Below are 24,041 nucleotides of genomic sequence, written 5' to 3'. Positions count from 1 at the left end.
TGTACCCCAATCAAGAGTAAGAGAAGCGAACAAAAAACCTGCTCCTCAAAAGAAGAGCAGGTTCGTGAAAATTATTGTTGTTCCGTACTTTCCTCGGCATTGATTGTTTCGTTCGCGTCGTGTTCACGTTCCTCCTCCAGGTCAAGATGCTGTTTTAGCATCGCCTGTGTGTTCGCGAGATCTGTGTCATCGACCTGGTAGTAATCAACGCCGTTCTCCCGAAAATTTTCGCCGTCCAATTGATGATATTCGATCTCATTCACAGAACTGGCGTAAGTGTGTAGACCAAGGATCTCATTGAAGGACATGTTCATGTTCATATTTTTTTGTAGACGTTCAAACACTTCATTGTAGTTTGCAATGGAAGAGAGGGAAGTGGCTTCGTCAATTAAAGCACCCAACACTTCTTGTTGCCGTTCCCCGCGTCCGATGTCGCCGGCAGGATCTTGTTTTCTCATGCGAACGTAAGCAAGCGCCTCTTCCCCGTCTAAGACTTGGGGACCTTCATCAATTTCAATCGCATCCATATCTCCGTCCGCGTTCTGTTCAGTGAAAGAGAGAGATGAATTTACCTCTATACCCCCGAATACATCAACCGTATCCATAAAAGCGTCAAAATTTAAGGTTGCATAGTAATCGACAGGAACATCGAGCAGGTTTTCCACCGTGTCAATTGCCATATCCGTTCCGCCGAAGGCGTGGGCATGGTTAATTTTATCCTGGGTTGGCCGCCCGGGGATTTGCACATAGGAGTCCCGCGGAATACTGATTACATTTACCGATCCTTCGTCCCGGTTAAACGTTGCCAATAAAATTGCATCGGCTAAACCGTCCAAATCGCCATCGCGATTGTCGGTTCCGAGAAACAGAACGGAGATGTTATCTTCATCGGGGTCTACGGCAACTTCTCGCATATCCGAATGTTCTCCCCGCTCCAGAGGGCTTTGTGTCTCTTCGACGAGATTGTTCGCCTGTGTAATGAAGTAAAACACGAGCCCGCCTGCGGCGATAATGACAAGGCCAACAAGTGCCATCAAAGTGAAGATTATTTTTTTATTTCGCCTTTTTTTACGTCGATGTCGTATCGCTCTAGAAGGTTCCTTTTTTGGCATTTCATTCTCTCCTTCCGGGAATATATCCGGATGTTGCCCATACCACACGATCATATTTTACAAGAAGAGTGTAGAAAAAGTAAATGATAGATTGGGAATATCGACAAAAATTTTATTTCCCAGGAAATTTGTCGAACAAGTAGTCAAACGTCCTTTTCCATATATGACGTTCCTGATGAGCTGATCGTTACACGATTGTTGGAAGTGTTGACGATCCACTTTTCGAATGATTCCTTATCATTGATGTTTACGGCGACATGGATGTCCACATGCGTGCCATAATCTTTGGATACTAGCTTATAAGGGGATTCCCGCAGTTCATTTTCAATTTTTCCGAGAAGCGCATAAGCAATGGTTAATTTATATTTCTGCATCGGCTGTCGATGTACGGTTCCTATATCGTTAATGGCTTCGGTGACGCTATTTCCGTATGCGCGTATCAATCCTCCGGCGCCCAGCTTAACCCCTCCGAAATAACGCGTAACGACAACGGCTGTATTTTTTAATTCCTGTTTCACCAACACATTTAACATTGGAACGCCGGCTGTTCCCGACGGTTCTCCGTCATCATTTGCTTTTTGTGTTTCATTTCCCATCCCAAGCACGTATGCGGAGCAGTTATGGGTGGCATTGAGATGTTTGGTTTTTATTTCTGCAATGAAAGCCTTGGCGTCGTCTTCGTCTTGAATCCTTCGCATGTGTGCAATGAACCTCGACTTTTTGATCGTCTGTTCATATATGCCATCATTTTTTATGGTATAGTGCGATTGACACATCAAACCCCTCCTTAATTCTAGTGTCTGTAATTGCATTATAATCTCATTGTAATAGCTGAAATCCTAAAAAAATGGTAATGTCAGATTAGCGAGGGAGTTGCCCGTAATTCTGGCAAAATGTGTGATTTCTTAAACTTTTATTTCCAAATGGCTTTTATCATCCAAGAGTGTGCTAAAATAATCATATCGAATCAAGCGTTGATGTCAAACATTAGATTCGGTGAGGTTGGTGGTGCAACTTGGAAAATAACAAGGAAACCCTTGAAAAAATCATCATACAAATGAAGGACACGATCCAAAACAGCAAAGAACAGATTTTTGAAATATGCGAGCAAACAAGGCGAGAGTATGAAACATTGGAGAGGGAACTAAAGGACACGACCTGCAAAGTGACTGAAATTATTAAACAAACAGATGAAAGACGGCAACAAGCGAAATTGGCACGCAATCGCCTCGCTGCAATTAATCGAGATTTTAACACATATTCCGATGAAGAAGCCAAAAAAGTGTATGATGATGCAAATGAGCATCGCCTCCAACTCGCCGTTATGGAAAATGAAGAAAAACAGTTGCGGGAAAGACGAGATCAAATTGAGCGCCAGCTGTTACAGTTGGAAGATACGTTGAACCGCGCAGAGTTGCTTGTGGGACAAGTATCGGTGGTGCATAATTTTCTGGATGGCGATTTGCGTGAGGTTGGGGAAATGGTCGAGGAAGCAAAAGAAAAACAGGCATTTGGGTTGAAGATCATTCGAGCCCAGGAAGAAGAGCGCCGGCGAGTGGCGAGGGAGATTCATGATGGACCTGCGCAATTGTTGGCGAATGTTCTTCTCCGATCGGAGATCATTGGCCGAACCTACAACGAGCACGGTCTCGATGCTGCCTTAAATGAAATACAGGATGTTCGTGAAGCGATTAAGGGCAGTCTCGCCGAAGTAAGGCGTATCATCTATGATCTTCGCCCCATGGCGCTCGACGATTTGGGGCTTATCCCAACGTTAAAAAAGTATTTGGACGGCATTGCGGATGAACAAACTGAGACAGATATTCGTTTTGTCCTCCACGGCAATGAATATAGGATGGAAGTAAATCTGGAAGTAGCCTTGTTCAGGCTGGTTCAGGAATCTGTCCAAAATGCACTCAAACACGCGAACGCCAAGCAAATTTCAGTGAAAGCTGAGATGCGTGCAACACAAGTTCATTTGATCATTCATGATGATGGTCGGGGATTTGATCCGGAGGAATTATCACAGCCTGGCTTCGGTCTTATAGGCATGAAAGAGCGAGTGAACGAGCTCAAAGGCGATTTAAAGATTGAATCATCCAAAGGGAAAGGAACCAAAATTACAATTATCGTGCCGATTAATACCGAATAGATCTCGTTACTAAATAAAATGAAACTTCCATACGGATAATCCGGAAAGGGTGGGCAATATGGCTGCACGAGGACAAATTAAACTTATACTTATCGATGATCATAAATTATTTAGGGAAGGCGTTAAACGTATTCTCGAGATGGAAGATCAGTTGGAAATCGTCGCTGAAGGTGATGATGGGAACGAGGCAACCCGGCTTGCTGCCCAACATCGGCCGGATGTTGTATTAATGGATATTAATATGCCGGGAGTAAACGGTGTTGAGGCTACTCGAAACCTGGTTGAACGGTTTCCCGATGTTAAAGTATTGATTCTTTCCATTCATGATGACGAAGCCTATGTCACCCATGTCTTAAAAACAGGGGCAGCCGGTTATTTGTTAAAGGAAATGGATGCAGATGCGTTGATCGAGGCAGTCAAAGTTGTCGGTGCCGGCGGTGCGTACATCCATCCGAAAGTTACCCATAATTTAATTAAAGAATATCGTAGACTCGCAAGTGCCGACGGGGATCATTCCACCGGTCATGTGGGTTACAAAGAGATTGAATATCGCAAGCCTTTGCATATTCTAACCCGGCGGGAATGCGATGTACTTCAGTTAATGACCGATGGTTACAGTAACCGCATGGTAGGGGAAGAACTGTACATTAGTGAAAAAACCGTCAAAAACCACGTCAGCAATATTTTGCAAAAAATGAATGTGAACGATCGTACACAAGCGGTCGTTGAATCCATTAAAAAAGGCTGGGTAAAAGTACGTTAATTCCTCGCTTGCGTCCTGCTTTTTCCCGTTCTATGATAGTGATTAACCATGGAACCGAAAAGAGGGAGCATTATGTCAAAAATATCAATCGTAACGGACAGTACCGCGTACTTGGATGAGAAGACGTTAGTGGAAAACGAGATAGCCGTTATCCCGTTGAGTGTTGTATTCGATCAAGAGACGATCCCGGAAACGGAGATAGGGACGGAAGAATTTTACGGAAAAATGCGTGCGCACGAAAAATTGCCAACGACTACGCAACCTTCCATTGGTGAGTTTATTGATTTGTACGAAAAGTTGGGAGAAACATCAGATTCGATTCTATCGTTTCACTTGTCAAGCGGAATTAGCGGAACATTTGAAACGGCCGTAGCAGCTTCCCGTTCGGTAGAAGACGTTAACGTTTATCCGTTTGACAGTGAAATTAGCTGTAGCGCTCAAGGGTATTATGCAGTGGAAGCGGCAAAACTTGCCCGGGAAGGGAAGACGGTTGATGAGATTTTTGAATCGTTAACATCCATTCGTGACACGTTAACAGGTTACTTTATCGTTGCTGATCTAAACCATCTCCATCGAGGGGGCCGTATGAGCGGTGCACAAAAATTCCTCGGCAGTGCTTTGCAAATAAAACCGATTCTCCATTTTAAAGATAAAGTCATTGTCCCTTTTGAAAAAGTGCGTACCGAAAAACGCGCCATTAAACGGGTGATGGAATTGCTGGAGCAGGACGTCGCAGACGGGCCGGTTCGAGCAACCGTCGTTCATGCCAATATCCCCGAGAAGGCGGAAGAAATACGATCCACTCTTGATAAAAAATACGACACCCTTGATATTGACTTAGGGGTTTTCGGTCCGGTGATCGGCACACATCTCGGTGAAAAATCCCTCGGACTCACTTGGTACAAAAAATAACCGCGTATCATAGATATCGGAAGTGGGAGTGGGAACTTCCAACTCCCCGCCTCTTCACCTCTATAAATAACAAAGGAGCCAATCGATGAAAGTAGCCCTTGTTACACCTCGCGATACTCACTCCCCGGTTATTCTCCCTCTTGCTTGTGTAAACGAACATGATGAGATTCAGTCAGATCCGTCTACGATTTCGTCGCTTAACTATTCGCAAATCCCTATCCCGGAATCCTCCTCCAACCATCTGCCAGGCTGGCATGAGGTCCGGGAATTATTGGATGGGCGTGCGTTGCTTCCCGATGAACTCCCTTTTTCATATAAAAAACTGGAGCCCTTTATACGGCGTGGTTATGTGCATATGCAAGCGGGTATCCATATCCGCCCCCGTTTGAAATGCACCCGTTGCGGCAACAACCATAAGCATTGGTTTTCCCGATATGCCTGCGCGTGGTGTGACGACGCTTGCCTCTATTGCCGTGCTTGTATTTCGATGGGGCGTGTAACGACATGCACCCCTCTTTTCACGTGGAAAGGTCCTGCCCTTAGCGGGGAAAAAACGTGTGTGAACATATTGGCCTGGGGAGGAGAACTGTCCTCTTTGCAACAACGTGCGGCTGACCGTATTTCCCAAACGATTAAACAATCGCGGTCCGCGGAACTACTCGTTTGGGCGGTGTGCGGAGCCGGAAAAACCGAAATGTTGTTTCCCGGAATCTCCTGTGGGCTAGAGAAAGGGAAACGGGTGCTCATTGCTACGCCACGGACAGATGTTGTCCTTGAACTTTTGCCTCGTTTAAGACAGGCGTTTCCGACGGCAGCATTGACCGGGTTATACGGAGGCAGCGAGGAACGTCTTTCCTTCGGCCAACTTGTGGTGGCAACGACCCATCAAACGCGACGTTTTCAAGATGCCTTTGATGTTGCCATCATTGATGAAGTGGATGCGTTTCCTTATCGTTTTGATGAAAGTCTGGCTTATGCAGTGAAAAAAGCGACGAGAAAGAATGCGGCTACGATTTATTTAACGGCCACCCCTGATGATCGATTGCGAAAAAGATGCGAAAATAAAGATGCGGTCATCCGCGTCAATCGACGCTTTCATGGGTTCCCGTTACCCATTCCCGGTTTTCAATGGTGCGGGGATTGGCGAAAGACACTTTTGCGAGAGCGATTGCCGAAAACTTTTTCGAATTGGGCCGATCAACAACTGGCATCAGGAAGACAAGCGCTGATCTTTGTTCCGAGTGTTCAAACGGCCAAAGCGATATGCAAGGTCTTGCAGCAACGAGAGCCATCGATTGGAAGTGTGCACGCCGAAGACCCGGAGCGCAAAGAAATTGTTGAAAATTTTCGGAATGGGGATATGCCGTTGTTAATCACAACGACGATTTTAGAACGAGGCGTCACCATTTACGGAATCGATGTGGCAGTTCTTGGGTCAGAAGATGAAGTGTTCACGGCGTCTGCGCTTGTGCAAATTGCAGGCAGAGCAGGAAGAAGTGCTGAAGACCCGGACGGCAAGGTCACCTTTTTTCACTATGGAAAAACCAAAGCGATGCATCGTTGCCGGAAACAAATTTTGGCCATGAATGGAAAGGATGGGCGTGAAAATGGTTCGTAACCGTTGCCCGCAGTGTTTACAACCATTGAATGGAAATGCAAGTTGGGAAGCGTTATTTTCATGGAGGCAGAAAAATTTATGCGACAAGTGCCAAGGCAAATTAAAGTTGTTGAAGGCTCCGTGGTGTCTGTATTGCAGTCGGCCGCTGGAACGGACCGACTGCTGCTCGGATTGTCGAAGGTGGGCAAAAACGAGGCATTGGTCCGGTTTGCTTGCGCGAAATGTTTCTCTTTTTTCTTATGATGATCATTTGCAAGCATTGATAAGCACTTATAAATATCGAGGGGACGTAGCGCTTGCACACGTATTTACAGACACGTTAAAACGAACATACCGGAAAAATTTTAAAGGAGCAATACCGGTGCCGATTCCGCTAAGTGAAGAGCGTCTTCTGGAGCGGGGGTTTAATCAAGCGGCTGTGTTGGCAGAGCAGTTGCCGGTTGCTTACAATGCGTGCTTAGTGAGGACAGTCAACGAGGATAAACAGAGCAAACAATCCCGTAGGGGGCGTTTGCGCGGCTACGTCCGGCCTTTTTCCTTTCAAGGGGATGCGGCGTGCGTGGCCGATAAACACATGCTGCTCATCGATGATATTTATACGACAGGATCCACTTTACGCAAAGCCGCCGTCCCTTTATTGGAACAAGGCGCGAAACAAGTGTCCGCACTAACGGTCGCCAGAGGCTAACAAAAGTATGACGGGGCGTGTGCGCACAGCTAAAAATTTTGTGAAAATGAAAGCACCCCTTAAACTTAACGAAAAAGCGTCCGATATGATAGATACAATCATTTTTGGGGGAGCAACGATGGCAGAGTTAGCTAACTGTCCGGAATGTGGGACGTTATATGTAAAAACAGTTATTTCTCTATGTGACCGTTGTCGTCAATCGAAGGAAAAGCGTTTTAATAAGGTTTATGAATTTTTGAGAAAGAAGGAGAACAGGGAATCGACAATATCAGAAACGGCGGTGCGCACCGGAGTTTCTGAAACGGAAATCCTGGAATTTATTCGTGAAGGACGGCTACAACTTGCAGAGTTCCCCAATTTTCATATGCGCTGCGCATTTTGCGGAGACGCTACCCGCAACGGCCGGCTATGTAAATCGTGCGAAAAGCAATTGCAGGGAGATATCGCGAATATAAACGATGCAAAAAAGACATACACGGAAAATGTCTACGTAAACAAACGGCTTCATTCACGCAAAAATGAATGAAAAGGTGATCGTGATGAAAATTAATCCGCATAGTCAAATCCATCATTCCTATAAACAAACGACAGAGCAAGTAAAGCAACAACAAAAACCGAAAGCAGAAAAACAAGATCAGGTAGAGATCTCTCAAGCGGCAAAAGAAATGCAACATTCGGGGATCGATGAAACACGCAAAGCAAAAATGGATGCGCTACAGAAACAAATAGATGCGGGAGAATACCGGGTGGATGAACGAGCAGTCGCCAATCGGTTTTACCAATTTTGGAATGAACGGGGATAACAGAAATGAATGAAATTGCGGCGCTGAAAGAAAGCCTCGAAAACCTGAATAAACATCACGAGTACTTGTTAACGCTCGCCGGCAAGAAAACGAGAGCCATTCAAAGATCCGACCATAAAACCCTTGAAGAAATTGTGCGTCTTGAACAAGGGGAAGTGCGGACGCTTCGGCAATTGGATAAGGAACGCCGACGTTTCGTGGCAACGTTCATTGGCCGTCATTGCCCACATCTTGAAACAGATGCTCCCATGATGCAGTGGATTTCTCATGTGCCGGAGAAGGAACGTTTGGAAGTGGAGGAACAACGGGATAGATTACAGACGGCAATCCGCCATTTGCAAGATAAGAATGATCTCAATCAGCAATTGTTGAATGATGGGCTTGCGATTGTAGGCGCAATGTTGGATGCCATCCGACTTGAAGATTATACGATGTACACATCGACTGCCAATACGAAGACAACGAATGAGCACGAACGGTTTTCGACGTTCGATTCCAGGGCGTGAAGAACAAAAAGGAGGCATCCATAAGCAATGACCTCGACGTTTCATGGACTACAAGCTGCATATAAAGGATTAATGGGACAACAATCAGCTTTAAAAACGACCGGCCATAATATTGCCAATGCAAACACGGAAGGGTATACACGGCAACGTGTGAATTTCAACGCCTCCCAGGCTTATCCGGCACCTGGCAAAAATGCGCCTTCCATCCCCGGCCAAGTAGGAACGGGAGTGGATGTAGAAAATATCGAACGTGTTCGAGAGCACTTTCTTGATGCACAGTACCGGGAGGAGAATGCAAATGCCGGATACTGGGAACAAACGCTAACCGCTATGAAGCGCATGGAAGAGGTTATGAATGAACAATCCGAAACCGGGCTTTTGGCAGAGGCGATGGACGAATTTTGGGGGTCGTTACACGACCTGTCGGCAAACCCCGATGATGCCAGTACCCGGGAGATTACCGCACAGCGCGCCGCTGCACTTGCCGATACATATAATCATATGGTGGGCTCGATGCAAACGAATAAACGTGGGATTGAGGACGAAATAGACACATCCGTAAAAGTTGTAAATGGCCTGCTGGCACAAACGAATGATTTAAATGAAGAGATCGCACAAATCGAAGCCCAAGGGCAAATACCGAACGACCTCTATGATCAACGTGACCGGGTCATTGACGAATTGTCCGAGTATATCAACATTGAAATTGAACCTGAAAATCCGGGCTCACATACACATCCCGCCGCAGAAGGTGGGATTAGCGTCTACGTAGTTGATGATGATGGGAATCGTCTCGGAGATGGTGATGGCGTTGCAATTGTTCAAGGAGAAAGTGGAAATGAAGGCCATCTTGAACTTGCTGTGGAAAAAGATGATGAAGAAAGCGTGGTAGAAAGCATCAATTTTGGGGCTGATCTTGAGCTTTTGGGCGATCATCACGGAAAGTTGGGTGCCCTGGTGGATGCATTCGGTTATGGAGAAGAGGACGGTCTATATCAGAGTAAAATCACAGATTTAAATCATTTGATGACGGCTTTCATTGGTGAATTTAATGATGTTCATCAAGAGGGTGTCGATTTAAATGGGGATCAGGGAATGAATTTCTTTGATCTCGATGATGAGGGTGTACTAAGTGTGAACCAGGACATAATGGACGACACCGACTTAATTGCTGCTGCACAAAGCAATAACGACGGTGATGGTTCCAATGCTTTGGCTTTGGCGAATGCAAGAGAAGACTCCGGTTTTGACTCCACCTATCAGAGCATCATCGGGGAGATGGCAATTGAAGTGGATGAGGCCCGTACTATGAACGAAACGTCCATGGTGCGCCGCGATACGATTGAAATGAACCGTCAATCGGTGAGCAGTGTCTCCCTCGACGAAGAAATGACGAATATGATTCAATTTCAGCATGCGTACAATGCCTCTTCGCGGATGGTTACGGTGATTGATGAGATGTTGGAGCAAGTGATTAATCAGATGGGCATTGTCGGACGATAAATTGAAAGGAGGAGAACGCATGCGGGTCACGCAGTCGATGGTTTCCAGCCAAACGCTCACGAATATACAAAAGAACAATGGGAAACTCGCAAATTTACAGGAGCAGCTTTCCACCGGAAAAAAGATTAATCGCCCGTCCCAAGACCCGGTGGTGGCCACGAGCAGCATGCGTCATCGCACAGAATTGCGTGGGATTGAGCAATACGAGCGAAATGTTTCGGAAGCAAAAACATGGATGGAAAGTGCTGACAGTTCTCTTGATACAGTAAATCAGGCGATGCAACAAATGCGGGAAATTATTGTACAAGCTTCCAATGATACGTATGATGAAACCCAGCGGCAGGCGATGGCTGAAGAAGTTGGCCAGCTCATCAGCCATATCGAAGATTTGGCGAACACGCAAGTAAACAACAAATATATTTTTAATGGAACAGATACGGCAAATCCACCTGTGGATCTTGCGGAAGGAATTTTCCCGAATCCAGACACGGACGCGGGTGAGGTCACACTCGAATTGATGGATGGCGTTGAAGTTCCGATTAACGTATCTGCTGATCAAGTGTTCCATGAGGAGATGTTCACTGATCTACAAACGCTTGAAAGCAAACTTGAAGACCCTGACACGTCCGACGAAACATTCGACGCTTTTTTAGAAACCATTGACGGGCATTTGGATGAAGTATTGCGCGTTGAAGCGAAACTCGGTGCACGGGTAAACAGGGTTGAAATGATCGAGGATCGCTTAGGGGACCAGAACGAGATTGCCACACGGATCATGTCCGATAATGAAGATGCGGATGTCGCCGAGGTTATTATGGATCTCGTCACTCAAGAAAGTTTGCACCAAGCTGCATTGTCGGCAGGTGCACGCATTATCCAACCAAGTTTGATGGATTTCCTAAGGTAATATTCGTTTCATGTTTGATTTATCAGTCCGTACCGGCAAACCTCGTTGGTTTGCTTCTTTTTTTTGTCGAAAACATGGTAAAATATATGATGGCAATTGCGCGAAGAGAAAGGAAGGATGAGATTGAGAATCTCAACGACGTATAGCGGAGAAATTGAGGTCTCTGAATCAGAGGTGATTGATTTTCCAAATGGATTACCGGCCTTTGAAAATGAAACACGTTGGATCTTACAGCCTTATAGAGGTCCGTTTCACGTATTGCAATCGGTTCATACGGTGGAATTGGCCTTTCTCGTTTGTGAAATCTTTTCTGTTTTCCCGGATTACCAAATAGAGTTGCCTTCGTCCGTGACCGAGCCCTTGCAGTTAACGAATACAAAACAGGCTTCCTTATGGACGATCCTCACGATAAAAGACCCTTTTGAGACTTCGACGGCGAATATGGCGGCGCCTCTTGTTTTAAATGTGGATTCAAAAAAGGGCAAGCAATATATCTTGCAAGATAGCGAATACTCTCGGCAATTCCCACTCTTGTTAGAAAACTTGGGTTTTCACCAAGCTTTATGGCGAAAGCCTTAGTTGCACTTATGGAGGTAGGGACTGCTGAATAACGGAAAAAGACTGGCACATAAGCATTTTCCGTTGCTGTTGTCAAAGTTGGATGCAAGGAAATCCATCCTATAAGCAAAAAACCCTTGCACGTCTGGCAACGTACGGAGGGATGGTGCTGCAATGGCGAGCCTCCAGCGGAAAAACGGACGCGTCAAGACCCGGAAGCGCCGGTTTTGCGCGAGGAGGCTTGACCGTTCGTCCGCGGAAAGCGAAGCCATGGAAGCGACATCCCGGCTTCAGCTGATAGCTGCAAGTTGTTCAGCAATCCCTACCTACCAAAGAAAGGAGTCGTCTCCCCAGCATGCTCATATTAACTCGCAAACATGACGAATCGATTCAAATCGGCGATGGAATTGAAGTGAAAATTGTCAGTATTGAAGGAGATCAAGTGAAATTAGGCATAGACGCACCGAAACATGTGGACATTCACCGGAAAGAAATCTATGATTCTATCCAGGAAGAAAATAAAGTTGCTGTCATTTCTTCGGCGAAAATCCCATCGTCGCTATCGCTTAATGAATAAATGCAGGTCTTTTTTCTCAGCGTTAAGATCATTTTTCCTAAATTTTCACAGTATTCAACGATGATTATCGTCCCTTGTTGCTTAGGGAAATCATTGCTACGATTTGCAGATGGAAAGGAAATCCAATTTATGCATGCGAAAATTACGATATTTAAACAAGCGTTTATTTAACATGTACATATAGAGGAGGAAACTCTTGATGCTGAGGAGAACTCAACATCATTTGGGAGAAAATCCCACGTCACTATGCTCGTATTTATGGTTGCAGCTTAGTGGCCAAAAAAATGATGATTATTTACTAACGGCCTTACAGGAGAATGGATATTCTGCAGAATTTCACAGACGTTTGCCGAAGAAGAAGCCGCTAAGTCAAGAAAAGGTGATTGTTTTATCAGCGGAAGAGAGTTTTCGATTGTTGGAAAGCGGGGTGTTGCATGCTTTAGCGAACGCATACCGTCTGTGCGCGATTATTCCTCCCCATTCTCCGGGTTTGATGGAGAGAACGATGGATTCAGAAGTTATGATCTTGTTTTCGATCAACCAATCATTTCGGCAAATGATCCAACATTTTTCTGTGGCACGATTGTATAAAACGTATGTGGATCCATTGTTGCAGAACGATTTGTTACAAGCTGTGCGACGGAGCAATTCCGGTAAAGAAGACCATGATCCATCCGCGATTGCCGGTCATGATGAAGGGGTTCTTTACTTGGATAATGCACAGGCATCGGAAAAGCTTACCGCTTCGGAATGTCGGGTACTTGATGCTCTGTTAAAAGGAAAAAGCAACCGAAAAATTGCCGAAGACGATTATTTATCGGTGTCCACAGTTAATAATCATGTCAGTCAAATAACGAAAAAAATGGATGCCAATGATCGCACCCATACGGTAAAACGAGTCATAGAACTGGGGTGGCTACGTTACAGTTAGCGCACTGCGCACTGATTCCTGTGAGCCATTGTTAAAATTGATAAATGGAGTCCGGACGATTATTTGGTTCGGATTCCATTTAACAATGTTGGAGCATCGCCCATGGACCCCGATGCGTTATCGGAATAGAAACAATGACATTACCCAGCCTGTCCGTTGCATTTGTCTATGTAGCGTGTACAGACTTTTCCTTACGGAAATCATTTGTTGGTCATGGAAAAAAATATTGCATAATCCTCCATGGGAAGCTACAACAGTATCAATGTGATGGTAGAATACCCAGCAACAATCATGATCGCGTAATCCTGATGTTGGAAACGCAAACCAATTTTCTTCCACATTAACCGGTATGGGGAGCTTCCTCGCCAGCTTTGTTTTATGCCGCACGGCATCTAACCTTCCTTCCAACGATGCTCCCCCATCCAAACATGATCGTCGAATGATGTGTAACGGTCGCTCACGGCAATACACAACCGTTTGTCCTCGCTCATAAATGATCGAACCTTGTGTAGCCGGCAAGATTGCCATTGTTTTGGCGCTAACCCGGTACATCGCCTTCATTGATTTCTCCATAGGTCTTATCACCCTATAATTTATATTTGGTTCTATTATAATGGATAAATGACCTAATTAAAAGATAATATTTCAAAATTCTTATTATGAGAATTATAAATATAATGGAAGGGATCTAAACGTTTGGCACTTATCGCCGATAAGAATAGTAAGACCACTGGTGAACGATCATAAAAGAACTGAAAATAGGGTAATGGGGATGAAAACAAATGAATGATGGGGGCATGTTTAAAAGAGTCATTTTTACTTGCGATCACTTAATTAACGAGATGGAAGAAAGTTTGCGTAAGATGGAGCAAAACAGCAAGGAACAGATGTTGCAATTATTCGAACAAATGATGGGTAGTTATGAACAGTTGGAGATTACAGCTTTAACCATAGACGGACATAGACAAAAGGGGAATATAAAGGCACGCCTCACACGGGTAAAACGCGAGCTTCAAGATGCAAAAACGGCGGTGGAATTTGAACAGTACGAGAAGGCGATGGAGATGCTGGAATACCATTTGATTCCGGCCTTAAAACGGTTTCAGGAAGGGTTGTTTCCGAAATAGCAGGAAGGATGCAAGTGAAAAATAACAAAGAAACCCAGCACTTCACCATTGATTTTAGTGTTGATCCAGAAAACCAGGAGGGGCGATCATGGATTCCAGTCAAATCACTTCCGCAGGAGGTGGAAGCACGTTTCCTATGCAACGGTTTTTATCGTTGGCGAATGAGCATGCACAAAGGATGGAGAAAAAAAACGATGGGATCGGGCAGGAGCAAATGGAGGGCTACATTGAAGAATTCAACGACATTCTGGAAAGAACGCCGACGTCGTTACGATTTAATATTCACGAGGATTTGGATCGTATTTATGTGCATGTGGTCGAGCGTTTTTCCGAGGAAATATTGCGAGAAATTCCACCTGAAAAGCTGCTTGACATGACAGCGGCCATTTTAAAACAAGCAGGTATAATCGTGGATGAACAATGGTAATTTTTTGTGACCTGATATTTTACTGAGGATGTGAATGGCAAATGAGAATAACGGGGATGGCTTCCGGGATGGATATCGACCAAATGGTTGATGATCTAATGCGTGCCGAACGCATGCCGCAGGACAGGTATGTTCAGGAACAAACATTTGCGAATTGGCAAGTGGATGCTTACCGTGAACTTAACACGAAGGTTAGCGCCTTCGAAGAATCTGTGTTTGACCGGCTTCTGACGCCAAGCAGCTTTCTTCAGCGGACGGGGACATCTTCGAACGATTCGCTCGTTTCCGTGACCTCCTCTTCCGGCACCGGTAATTCAGAGTATACTGTCTCTGAAGTCAATCAATTGGCAATGGCGGCTACGACGCAGAGTACCGAGGCGATTAGCGAAGAGGAAGGGGCATTCGATCCTTCACGGCCATTAGGGGAGGTAGAGGGATTAAATTGGGAGAACGGGACGGTTCACACTGAGCTTTTGCGAGGGGAAGGGGAAACAGATACTTTTGAATTTGCCGAAGAAACAGGGCTGAATGATGAACATCCTATGATTGTAAATGTGGATGGTGTTTCCCATACAGTTATAAGAAGTGGACAGCCCGGTGATGGGGAAGTGTTATTAAATGCTGATGACCAAACCTTGACGTTTGCAGAACCCGTTGCGAACAGCGCCCGTGTCGAAGTTCAGTATGTAGATAATGATTCGGAAAGGCAGTTTATGTTCGCAGGTGCCCAGACCTACGGAGAAGACGGAGAGGTACTCCGTCATGAAGGGTTCATCACCGAGGAAGACAGTCTGCAAAATGTACTGAATGAATTTAATAACAGCGATATTGGCATTAACGCTTTTTATGATAGCCATTCCGATCAAGTTTCCGTTTCCCGCACGGAAACGGGGATCTTTAATCCAAATGGCGGCGAAGAAATGGAATTTGATGACGACAGTTTTTTTACGGAGTTTCTAAACTTGGGCAACAACACGGATCAAGGAGCGCAAAATGCTTCTTTTACGATCAACGGATTGGAAACTGAGCGTCGCTCCAACACCTTCGCTATGGATAATTTAACGATCACCTTGCATGATGAATTTGACGAGTCCGTCACCGTGTCATCATCGGTGGACACAGATGCAATCGTGGAAAACATTACGGAATTTGTGGATGAATATAATGCTTTGCTGACAGAGGTTCACGAGAAACTTGGAGAAAGCCGAAACCGTGATTACCCACCGCTTACGGATGAACAACGCCGAGACATGACGGAACACGAGATTGAACTTTGGGAGGAACAGGCGCAAAGCGGCTTATTAAGCCATGATCGCCAACTGGGAAATTTCATGAGCCGAATGCGTGAGAATCTTTATGAAACGGTCAATGTGGAAGGATCCGATATCGGGCATTTAAGTGACTTGGGGATCACGACTTCGAATGATTATCTGGAGCGCGGCAGATTGGATATTGATGAAGGGGTGTTACGTTCCGCTGTGGAAGAAGATCCGGAAGGAGCGTCCAATTTCTTTTCGCAAAGCGGTGCGGAGAATGGCATTGCCGGGAATTTGCGCGAGACAATCAATGAGATGGAAGAAGCGATTTCCAGGGAAGCTGGGGGGTCCAATGGGCGGTATCAGAATCATCAATTCTCATTAGGGCGTGAGATTAATCAGCTTGATGATCGGATTGAAAATTTTGATCGGCGTTTGGAACAGATCGAAAATCGGTATTGGCGCCAATTCACTGCTATGGAGCAGGCAATCAGCGAAGCGAACAACCAAAGTCAAATGCTCATGAACTTTATGTTTGGTGACGGTAATCAAATGATGTAGGGGGGATACGAATGTATAATGGGGGAATGGGTACGCAAACGCATGCCGAATATCAACAAAATGCTTTTCAAACAGCTTCTCCCGGAGAGTTAACGTTAATGCTCTATAATGGATGTTTGAAATTTATCCGGCTTTCCGCAAATGCCATGGAAAAAAAAGATTATGAAGCAAAAAACATCAATATCACGAAAGCGCAAAAGATCATACGAGAACTGATGGTCACGCTGCGGATAGAGAATGAAACGACCCAACACATGATGCAATTGTACGATTTTTCCCTTGATGCGCTCGTACGGGCAAATATTAATAATGATGCAAATGCATTGGAAGAAGCAGCTTCCATAATCACTGAATTTCGTGATACGTGGAAAGAAGTTATAAAGATTGATCGTAAACAAAGGCACGCATCAGGTGTTAATAGATAATGGGCGAGATGCGGGCAATTTATAAAGTGACGAAGCAACTGGCCAATCATCTGCGTGATCCTTTGCCGTCTGAGGATGAGGCACGTGAGGATTATCTTGATATCATTGCTTTTTTGTTGGAAAAGAGAGGTCTAATGATGACCTCTTTTACATCGACACCATCTACTGTGGAACCGCCTATCGCCAAGGAAATGGTGGAAATGAATGCATCGATCGAAGAAAAAATAAGAGCGGTCAAAGCGCAGATCGGTCGGGATTTAAATCAAACCCGCGCCCGTTTACATGTAGAAAATCGGTATACCAACGCTTTTTCTTCGCCAACTTTAGAAGGAATCTATTTTGATAAGAAAAATTAAATGAACTTAGGGCCTCGGGTTAGGAGGCGCTAAGTTCATTACTCCCCTTGTTCTTTTTTATCAAATAATTAGGTGCTGCTGAATAATGGAAAAAGACTGGCACATAAGCATTTTCCGTTGGTGTTGTCAAAACTGGATGCAAGGAAATCCATCCTATAAGCAAAAAACCCTTGCACTTCTGGCGACGTACGGAGGGACGGTGCTGCAATGGCGAGACTCCAGCGGAAAAACGGACGCGTCAAGCCCCCGCAGCGCCGGTTTTGCGCGAGGAGGCTTGACCGTTCGTCCGCGGAAAGCGAAGCCATGGAAGCGACATCCCGGCTTCAGCTGATAGCTGCAAGTTGTTCAGCAATCCCTAATTAGCTATTTTATACAGGAAGGATTTCTGGCACATAGTATAAGCACAACATTTTAGGTTTAAAAATTTGACGGTAAGGGAATCTCCCACTTAATAAACCTCTGAAGGGGCGATTAGGCGTGGAGACACTGACAGCAAAACAACAGCGTTTTATGCGGCGATATGAGGAATGGATCGATCAGGTCGTTGATGCTTTGATGATGGTTGTCCAATTTTATCGCGACGGCCATGAAGAACAAGGGGATCGTCTGTTGGCGGAAACGATGGCAGGTTTTGAGCGATTCGGCGAAGAAAATATGACCATGCAAAGTGTCTTTGGCCGGGACGAAAAACATTTGCATGAGTGGGATCTTTTTCAACAACAAATCAATGAAACGTTGGAAGTCCCAACCTTTTCGGAGCCTGTTGAAAAGGTTGGGCACGTTACGAAAAGGACACTCCCGGCATTTCAACGTTGGCGCACGATTGTAGCGTCCATCCTTTCGGAAGGCTGATACAATGATTGTCCCTCTCTCCCGGCGCTGCGTTATGATGCTTACTCATCTTCAGCATCCAAATCCATTTGAAAATCGATCTCTTCTGCGGCACTTTCCACGTCTTCGGGAACGGTGATCTCATCAATTTCGTTGAAAGATCCATAGGATGCTGTTAGTTTTTGTTGGGAGGCGACCCTTTGCCCTTCTTCCACCTCAAAGTCCATATCTATTTGCGCATTAAACTCTTGAAAAGCATGCGTTTCTTTGTCAATCAATAGTTCATAATGAATATCATTTATATCGACGACGGATAGAATATCTTCAAGCACCATATCCATGCCGCCATTAAGAGAATCAATGATCGCTGCGCTCACTTCCTGCAAACCTTCTGTATCTCCCTGTACGGTAATGACATAATGATCTTGCTCGTCTTCTGCATTCATACTGTCATCATCTACTTGCGTCATTAGCATTTCCAGTAGCAGCTCCGGATCTTGTTGTTGGGCAGACAACTTCCTTATATCACCTTCAATATCTTCGGGGAATTTCACCCATTCGTCCAGAAATGATTCATAGGAATAAAAGCCATCATCCGTAAAATACGTTTCCATGCTCATTTCCTCACCCTCGTCTTTTTCAATGATAGTTGTTTCTTCATGATAGGCAAAAGGGGCATAGGTTACGATTGTATCTGCCGTACTTTCGGTGCGAGACGTTTCTTCATCAAAAGCTACGTCTTGCTCTGTTGTCATGGTCACCGAAAAGCTGTCCAGGTCGCTCATTGTTTTGATAGACTGTTGTAAGAGTGCTGTTGGATTGCTGTCTTCTTCCGTATTTTGTTCTACACCATTTTCGTCAGGAATATCCGTTTCTTCAGAGTTCCCATCATCATCGCAGGCGGTAAGGATTGGTATGATGAGCAGTATCAAGAAGCCGAGCTTACATTTCATGTAATCATCGCCTTTTCCTCCAAAAATATGTACATGAATTTTATCATACTTTCTTTGGAAATGAGAGAAAGAATCACCGCTGTGAGAGGAAGGGGGTATACAAATAGGGAAAAGGGAAGCGAATGTTCCGTAGTGCTGTGCGGGGAAAATAAAGGGAGGGCGGTGATCCGGTATAGAGTAGTGAATCATATTTATTATGCGTTGCCAAACAACGATTGTTTATTTATGTGCATGAATTCGACAAATTTCGCATAGGAGGCAAGCGGGAATGCTCGGCGACGAAAGAGTGTTCCTCTTGGGAACGCAGCAATCATTGATTTAACGTACATTTGTTTTTTTGCACATTTTTAATTGGAAAGCAAAATGCGCATGTCCAAGTGGGAAGTAGCGGAAAGTAATTTTGAGAGCATAAATCCCGCGGTTTGGTATGTATAAGACGAATTGATGCTTCTAAGGGGAGGGCAACAACATAAAAATAAGTGTATACCGAAGGAACATTTGATCAAATAGGTATCAATTGGAATATATTTTGTCGTTTTAGCAGGAATAAAAAAAGGAATAGAGAAGTATAGAGCATGAAAGGAGGAGTTTTGGTGATGAATTACAATGTCCGTGGGGAAAACATGGAGGTAACACCATCATTGCGGGAATATGTGGAGAAAAAGGTGGGTAAGGTGGAGAGGTATTTTGATACACCTCCAGTCGCCGATGTTTACGTAAAAATGCACGTTCAAAATAACCAACAACATAGCATTGAGGTTACAATTCCCATGTCTCGCCTTCTTCTGCGTGCCGAAGAGGACCATTCGGATATGTACGCTGCTATAGACCTTGTCGTTGAGAAACTGGAAAGGCAAATCCGCAAACATAAAACAAAAGTAAACCGTAAGTTTAGACAGAGCGGCACGAAAGATGTATTTAAAAATGAAATGGGCGTTACGCAACTGGAGAATGGTTGGTCGGAAGAAGATGACGATGCCGGCTTCCAACTTGTGCGCACAAAACGTTTTAACCTTAAGCCGATGGATGCGGAAGAGGCCGTGTTGCAAATGGATATGCTTGGCCACTCGTTCTTCGTCTTTTCCAATGCAGTGAGCGGAGACACAAACGTTGTTTACCGAAGAAAAGACGGACGTTACGGGTTAATTGAACCGGAGGCTTGAAAGCGGAAAATAATAAAGGGAGCCCCCATCATTGCAGAGGGGGCTTTTTTATCGTTAAAGTACTTTATCGCCCTTTATCCACATCTGAAGATCTTCGGTATTTGTAACAAAGGGATCAAGTTGATAAAATGTAATATATAGTGTGTACAAATCAAGGCGCATGCCACAAATAATGATAAAAATTATTCGTGATGCGGGAGGACGATGATACTGACATGATCGGTTTAATAAAAAAGGTCATTGGTGATACAGACCAGCGTAAAACGAAGAAAATGCAAAAAACCGTCGATGAAATCGAAGGTTATGCAGATGAGATGAAATTGCTGTCGGACACTGATTTGGCTGCAAAAACCGAAAATTTTAAGGCACGATACGATGGCGGGGAGGACTTGGAAAGTCTTCTTCCGGAAGCATTCGCTGTCGTGCGTGAGGCCTCTACTCGTGTGCTCGGGCTCACTCCGTATCCGGTTCAATTGCTGGGGGCAATTGTGCTCCATCACGGTGATACGGCGGAAATGAAAACCGGGGAAGGAAAAACATTGGTAGCGACGATGCCGGTGTATTTAAACGCTTTAACGGGCCTTGGGGTTCATATCGTCACCGTGAACGACTATTTGGCGCGTCGGGACAGTGAAGACATGGGACGTCTATATCATTTTCTCGGCTTGACGGTAGGGCTAAACGAGAAAGGCATGTCCAAAGATGAAAAACGCGAAGCCTATGCCTGCGATGTCATGTATGGAACGAACAATGAATTTGGTTTTGATTATTTGCGTGACAACATGGTTCTTTATAAGGAGCAAATGGTGCAACGGAAGCTTCATTATGCCATCGTCGACGAAGTGGATTCCATCCTCATTGACGAAGCGCGAACGCCGCTGATCATCTCTGGATCGGTAGAGCAATCCACGGAGATGTACGTACAAGCAGATGGATTCGTACGGTTGTTAAAAGAAGAGGAAGATTATACGTACGAAGAGAAATCGAAAAATGTCCGTTTGACGGAAGAAGGGGTCAATAAAGCGGAAAACTACTTTAATCTGAACAACTTATATGATCAGGGAAACGTGCAACTGACCCACAATATCAATCAGTCACTAAAGGGGCACCGCGCCATGCAACGCGACGATGATTACGTCGTGGAAGACGGGGATGTTGTGATTGTCGATCAGTTTACCGGAAGGCTCATGAAAGGGCGCCGCTATGGAGATGGCCTGCATCAGGCCATTGAAGCAAAGGAACAACTTCCGATCAAAAAAGAAAGCATGACACTGGCTTCGATCACGTTTCAAAATTACTTTCGAATGTACCAAAAACTTGCCGGCATGACCGGGACGGCCAAAACGGAGGAAGAGGAGTTCCAAAATATTTACAATATGAATGTGGTCTCCATTCCGACAAACGAATCGATTATCAGAGAGGACAAGGCCGACCTCATTTATAAAACGATGGATGCGAAATTCAAGGCTGTTGCAGATGATATAAAAGAAATCCATCAAAGAGGGCAACCGATCCTTGTCGGCACGGCAAGCGTAGATACGTCTGAGTATGTATCAAAATTGTTGAAGAAGCGAAAGGTTCCCCATGAGGTTTTAAATGCGAAACACCATGCCAATGAAGCGGAAATCATTAAAAACGCCGGTCAAAAAAATGCCGTTACCATCGCTACCAATATGGCCGGTCGCGGCACGGATATTAAATTGGGAGCGGGCGTTCCGGAACTCGGCGGTCTTTTTGTCATCGGCACGGAGAGGCATGAAAGCCGCCGAATCGATAATCAACTACGCGGTCGTTCCGGACGTCAGGGTGACCCGGGGGTTTCGCAATTTTACCTGTCGATGGAAGATGTGCTCATGCGCCGATTTGGTTCGGAAAACATGCAAAACATGCTTAATAAAATGGGCATGGAAGAGGACGCTCCCTTGGAAAGCCGTATGGTCAGCCGTGCCGTGGAGCAATCGCAAAAACGCGTGGAAGGGCATAACTTTGATGCGCGTAAACAAATCCTTGAATATGATGATGTCATGCGGGAACAACGGGATATCATCTATGAACAACGGATGGAAGTACTGGAATCGGACAACCTGGAAACGATCGTTCAAGGCATGATCAACAATGTCGTAGACCGAACGGTTGCACGTTTCACTTCGGAAGAAGAAGTTCCGGAAGACTGGGACTTGGCCGGCTTGGTCTCAGACCTGAACGCGATGGTTCTTTATAATGGCGACATTACGCAAAATGATTTGTACGGCTTGGAACAGGATGAGATCCAGGAGCTCGTCAAAGGAAAGGCCGAAGCAAATTATAAAGCGAAAGAAGCAGAGATTGGCGAAGAAAAAATGCGTGAGTTTGAGAAGGTCATTATGCTGCGGGCCGTTGACCGCAAATGGATGAATCATATTGACCAAATGGACCAGCTTCGCCAAGGTATTCACCTGCGGGCATATGGACAAAGCAACCCGCTTCGGGATTATCGTTTCGAAGGATACAACATGTTTGAAGACATGATCGCCAGTATTGAAGAAGAAGTTTCCCGCTATGTGATAAAAGCGCGTTTGACAAATAACATGCAACGGGAAGCAGTCGCAGACGAGAGTAAGTCCAAAGCTGTGCACGGAAACAATAAAAAAGAGCAAGAGAAGAAGAAAAAACAACCGATACGCAAAGCAAAACAAGTTGGAAGAAATGAACCGTGCCCGTGCGGAAGCGGGAAAAAGTACAAACATTGCTGTGGGGTGCAGAATGCTTAAAAGCACACGCTTATCATGGAAAAGAGGGTGAGAGAATGGATAGTGCCGAAATAAAAACGGAATTAACGACAATGGCGAATCGTCTCGCGGAATTTAGGGGGTCTCTTTGACCTGGAAGCGAAAGAAAGCAGGATCAAAGAACTGGAAGAAGAAATGACGGTTCCCGGTTTTTGGGACAATCCGGACGCCTCCAGAGAAGTGATTGGCGAGACCAATTCATTAAAAGAAACCGCTCATACGTTTCGTGCGTTGGAAGAAGAACTGGAAAATTTAAAAGTGACCCGGGAACTGTTACAAGAAGAGGAAAATGATGAGTTGCGAGCGGATCTGGAACAAGGCATTCGATCGCTTTCAGAGGGAATCAATCAATTTGAGCTGAAAATGCTGTTGTCAGATCCCCATGATGCAAAAGATGCGATCCTTGAAATACACCCCGGGGCCGGCGGGACGGAATCCCAGGATTGGGCACAGATGCTTCTTCGCATGTATACTCGTTGGGCTGAAAAACGTAAATTCAAAGTGGAGACGCTTGACTATTTGCCGGGAGACGAAGCAGGTTTGAAAAGTGTCACGTTGCTGATCAAAGGGCAGGATGCCTTTGGCCATTTGAAAGCGGAAAAAGGAGTTCATCGTTTGGTACGCATTTCCCCTTTTGATTCCTCGGGCCGGCGCCACACGTCTTTTGCTTCCTGTGAAGTGATGCCGGAGATGGATGAAGATGTTAATATTGAAGTGGCTGCCGAAGACTTGAAAATTGACACGTACCGTGCAAGCGGTGCCGGCGGCCAGCACGTAAACACGACGGATTCTGCCGTAAGAATCACGCATATTCCAACAAACACGGTTGTGCAATGCCAAAATGAGCGTTCACAAATTAAAAATCGGGAACATGCGATGAAGATGCTTAAAGCCCGCCTTTATCAACAGGAGCTTGAACGGCAACAACAAGAATTGGACGAAATGCGCGGTGAGCAAAGTGAAATCGGGTGGGGGAGCCAGATTCGATCTTATGTTTTCCACCCTTATAATATGGTGAAGGATCACCGTACCAATTATGAAGTCGGGAATACGGAGGCTGTCATGGATGGCGCGATCGATGTCTTTATTGACGCATACTTACGCTCAAGAATAAAGTAAGGATGCCAGGCATCCCTCATATGAG

General features: G+C 45.2%; 28 protein-coding genes. 24 read left to right on the top strand and 4 right to left on the bottom strand.

Translation table 11 applies throughout. The annotated features are described in order from the left end of the window. Window positions 1-71: 71 nt before the first annotated feature. The gene (locus tag HUG20_RS17845) at window positions 72-1,112 is read right to left on the bottom strand and encodes an LCP family glycopolymer transferase (protein ID WP_200086048.1); all 1,041 of its coding nucleotides are present in this window, start codon (window positions 1,110-1,112) and stop codon (window positions 72-74) included. 143 nt (window positions 1,113-1,255) lie between these two features. After that, window positions 1,256-1,888 (bottom strand): YigZ family protein, encoded by a 633-nt coding sequence (locus tag HUG20_RS17840; protein ID WP_200086046.1) that lies wholly within the window; start codon window positions 1,886-1,888, stop codon window positions 1,256-1,258. Window positions 1,889-2,127: 239 nt separating this feature from the next. Between HUG20_RS17840 and HUG20_RS17835 the strand changes: the two genes are divergently transcribed. From HUG20_RS17835 to HUG20_RS17770, 14 genes are all read left to right on the top strand, one after another. Continuing rightward, window positions 2,128-3,264 carry a sensor histidine kinase gene (locus HUG20_RS17835; RefSeq protein ID WP_246476462.1) on the top strand — a complete coding sequence of 379 codons (1,137 nt, stop codon included), beginning with the start codon at window positions 2,128-2,130 and terminating at the stop codon, window positions 3,262-3,264. Window positions 3,265-3,322: 58 nt separating this feature from the next. Then, complete coding sequence (locus tag HUG20_RS17830) at window positions 3,323-4,027, top strand: response regulator (RefSeq protein ID WP_200086044.1); 705 nt, start codon at window positions 3,323-3,325, stop codon at window positions 4,025-4,027. Between the two features lie 72 nt (window positions 4,028-4,099). Then, window positions 4,100-4,939 (top strand): DegV family protein, encoded by an 840-nt coding sequence (locus tag HUG20_RS17825; RefSeq protein ID WP_200086042.1) that lies wholly within the window; start codon window positions 4,100-4,102, stop codon window positions 4,937-4,939. Between the two features lie 85 nt (window positions 4,940-5,024). Beyond that, complete coding sequence (locus HUG20_RS17820; protein WP_200086040.1) at window positions 5,025-6,557, top strand: ATP-dependent helicase ComFA; 1,533 nt, start codon at window positions 5,025-5,027, stop codon at window positions 6,555-6,557. Between the two features lie 208 nt (window positions 6,558-6,765). Next, window positions 6,766-7,245: a ComF family protein gene (locus HUG20_RS17815; RefSeq protein ID WP_200086038.1), complete on the top strand. Its 480-nt coding sequence runs from the start codon at window positions 6,766-6,768 to the stop codon at window positions 7,243-7,245. Window positions 7,246-7,363: 118 nt separating this feature from the next. After that, the gene (locus HUG20_RS17810; protein ID WP_200086036.1) at window positions 7,364-7,771 is read left to right on the top strand and encodes a TIGR03826 family flagellar region protein; all 408 of its coding nucleotides are present in this window, start codon (window positions 7,364-7,366) and stop codon (window positions 7,769-7,771) included. Window positions 7,772-7,784: 13 nt separating this feature from the next. Continuing rightward, a complete protein-coding gene (gene flgM, locus HUG20_RS17805) occupies window positions 7,785-8,048 on the top strand; it encodes a flagellar biosynthesis anti-sigma factor FlgM (protein ID WP_200086034.1) in 264 nt (87 codons plus the stop codon). Window positions 8,049-8,053: 5 nt separating this feature from the next. Further along, entirely contained in the window at window positions 8,054-8,554 is a 501-nt protein-coding gene (locus HUG20_RS17800) for a flagellar protein FlgN (protein ID WP_200086025.1), read from the top strand. Window positions 8,555-8,581: 27 nt separating this feature from the next. Beyond that, the gene (gene flgK, locus HUG20_RS17795) at window positions 8,582-10,057 is read left to right on the top strand and encodes a flagellar hook-associated protein FlgK (protein ID WP_200086023.1); all 1,476 of its coding nucleotides are present in this window, start codon (window positions 8,582-8,584) and stop codon (window positions 10,055-10,057) included. 19 nt (window positions 10,058-10,076) lie between these two features. Continuing rightward, window positions 10,077-10,964, top strand: coding sequence for a flagellar hook-associated protein FlgL (flgL, locus tag HUG20_RS17790; protein ID WP_200086021.1), 888 nt, complete (start codon window positions 10,077-10,079; stop codon window positions 10,962-10,964). Between the two features lie 117 nt (window positions 10,965-11,081). Then, entirely contained in the window at window positions 11,082-11,543 is a 462-nt protein-coding gene (gene fliW / locus HUG20_RS17785; protein ID WP_200086019.1) for a flagellar assembly protein FliW, read from the top strand. An 82-nt stretch (window positions 11,544-11,625) separates the two neighbouring features. Next, window positions 11,626-11,820: a hypothetical protein gene (locus HUG20_RS17780; protein ID WP_200086017.1), complete on the top strand. Its 195-nt coding sequence runs from the start codon at window positions 11,626-11,628 to the stop codon at window positions 11,818-11,820. 57 nt (window positions 11,821-11,877) lie between these two features. Next, complete coding sequence (gene csrA / locus HUG20_RS17775; RefSeq protein WP_200086015.1) at window positions 11,878-12,099, top strand: carbon storage regulator CsrA; 222 nt, start codon at window positions 11,878-11,880, stop codon at window positions 12,097-12,099. 199 nt (window positions 12,100-12,298) lie between these two features. Continuing rightward, window positions 12,299-13,030 (top strand): response regulator transcription factor, encoded by a 732-nt coding sequence (locus HUG20_RS17770; RefSeq protein ID WP_200086013.1) that lies wholly within the window; start codon window positions 12,299-12,301, stop codon window positions 13,028-13,030. A gap of 117 nt (window positions 13,031-13,147) precedes the next feature. Here HUG20_RS17770 and HUG20_RS17765 read toward each other — a convergent pair whose 3' ends face one another. After that, window positions 13,148-13,603 carry a competence protein ComK gene (locus tag HUG20_RS17765; RefSeq protein WP_200086011.1) on the bottom strand — a complete coding sequence of 152 codons (456 nt, stop codon included), beginning with the start codon at window positions 13,601-13,603 and terminating at the stop codon, window positions 13,148-13,150. A gap of 209 nt (window positions 13,604-13,812) precedes the next feature. On the opposite strand from HUG20_RS17765, the gene HUG20_RS17760 reads away from it, so the two are divergent. The 7 genes from HUG20_RS17760 (at window position 13,813) to HUG20_RS17730 (ending at window position 18,034) form a co-directional block, all read left to right on the top strand. After that, entirely contained in the window at window positions 13,813-14,157 is a 345-nt protein-coding gene (locus HUG20_RS17760) for a DUF8042 domain-containing protein (protein WP_200086009.1), read from the top strand. Window positions 14,158-14,245: 88 nt separating this feature from the next. After that, the gene (locus tag HUG20_RS17755; protein WP_200086007.1) at window positions 14,246-14,584 is read left to right on the top strand and encodes a flagellar protein FlaG; all 339 of its coding nucleotides are present in this window, start codon (window positions 14,246-14,248) and stop codon (window positions 14,582-14,584) included. 41 nt (window positions 14,585-14,625) lie between these two features. After that, a complete protein-coding gene (gene fliD / locus HUG20_RS17750) occupies window positions 14,626-16,401 on the top strand; it encodes a flagellar filament capping protein FliD (RefSeq protein ID WP_200086005.1) in 1,776 nt (591 codons plus the stop codon). Between the two features lie 11 nt (window positions 16,402-16,412). Then, window positions 16,413-16,826, top strand: a complete 414-nt coding sequence (gene fliS, locus HUG20_RS17745) for a flagellar export chaperone FliS (protein ID WP_246476461.1) — start codon at window positions 16,413-16,415, stop codon at window positions 16,824-16,826. After that, window positions 16,826-17,182, top strand: a complete 357-nt coding sequence (gene fliT, locus HUG20_RS17740; RefSeq protein ID WP_200085996.1) for a flagellar protein FliT — start codon at window positions 16,826-16,828, stop codon at window positions 17,180-17,182. Before fliS ends, fliT begins: the two co-directional genes overlap by 1 nt. Window positions 17,183-17,267: 85 nt before the next feature. Further along, window positions 17,268-17,513: a hypothetical protein gene (locus HUG20_RS17735; protein ID WP_200085995.1), complete on the top strand. Its 246-nt coding sequence runs from the start codon at window positions 17,268-17,270 to the stop codon at window positions 17,511-17,513. Window positions 17,514-17,659: 146 nt separating this feature from the next. Continuing rightward, complete coding sequence (locus HUG20_RS17730) at window positions 17,660-18,034, top strand: DUF8042 domain-containing protein (RefSeq protein WP_200085994.1); 375 nt, start codon at window positions 17,660-17,662, stop codon at window positions 18,032-18,034. Between the two features lie 41 nt (window positions 18,035-18,075). Here the strand turns inward: HUG20_RS17730 and HUG20_RS17725 are convergent, their stop codons facing one another. Next, on the bottom strand, window positions 18,076-18,966 hold the full coding sequence (locus HUG20_RS17725; RefSeq protein WP_200085993.1) for a DUF6612 family protein: 891 nt from the start codon (window positions 18,964-18,966) through the stop codon (window positions 18,076-18,078). Between the two features lie 596 nt (window positions 18,967-19,562). On the opposite strand from HUG20_RS17725, the gene hpf reads away from it, so the two are divergent. The 3 genes from hpf (at window position 19,563) to prfB (ending at window position 24,016) form a co-directional block, all read left to right on the top strand. Further along, window positions 19,563-20,129, top strand: coding sequence for a ribosome hibernation-promoting factor, HPF/YfiA family (hpf, locus tag HUG20_RS17720; protein ID WP_200090579.1), 567 nt, complete (start codon window positions 19,563-19,565; stop codon window positions 20,127-20,129). 215 nt (window positions 20,130-20,344) lie between these two features. Next, window positions 20,345-22,879: a preprotein translocase subunit SecA gene (gene secA / locus HUG20_RS17715; RefSeq protein ID WP_200085992.1), complete on the top strand. Its 2,535-nt coding sequence runs from the start codon at window positions 20,345-20,347 to the stop codon at window positions 22,877-22,879. Window positions 22,880-22,914: 35 nt separating this feature from the next. Next, window positions 22,915-24,016 (top strand): peptide chain release factor 2 gene (prfB, locus tag HUG20_RS17710; protein ID WP_200085991.1). Its coding sequence is split into 2 segments (ribosomal slippage): window positions 22,915-22,986 and window positions 22,988-24,016, totalling 1,101 coding nucleotides; the frame shifts between segments, so codons are not numbered across the junction. The last annotated feature ends 25 nt before the right edge of the window (window positions 24,017-24,041 follow it).

The sequence above is a fragment of the Salicibibacter cibi genome (genome assembly GCF_016495865.1).
GTDB classification, from domain to species: Bacteria; Bacillota; Bacilli; order Bacillales; family Marinococcaceae; genus Salicibibacter; species Salicibibacter cibi.
The sequence above is the reverse complement of the archived record's forward strand: the minus strand, read 5'-3'. Positions and strand labels throughout refer to the sequence as shown.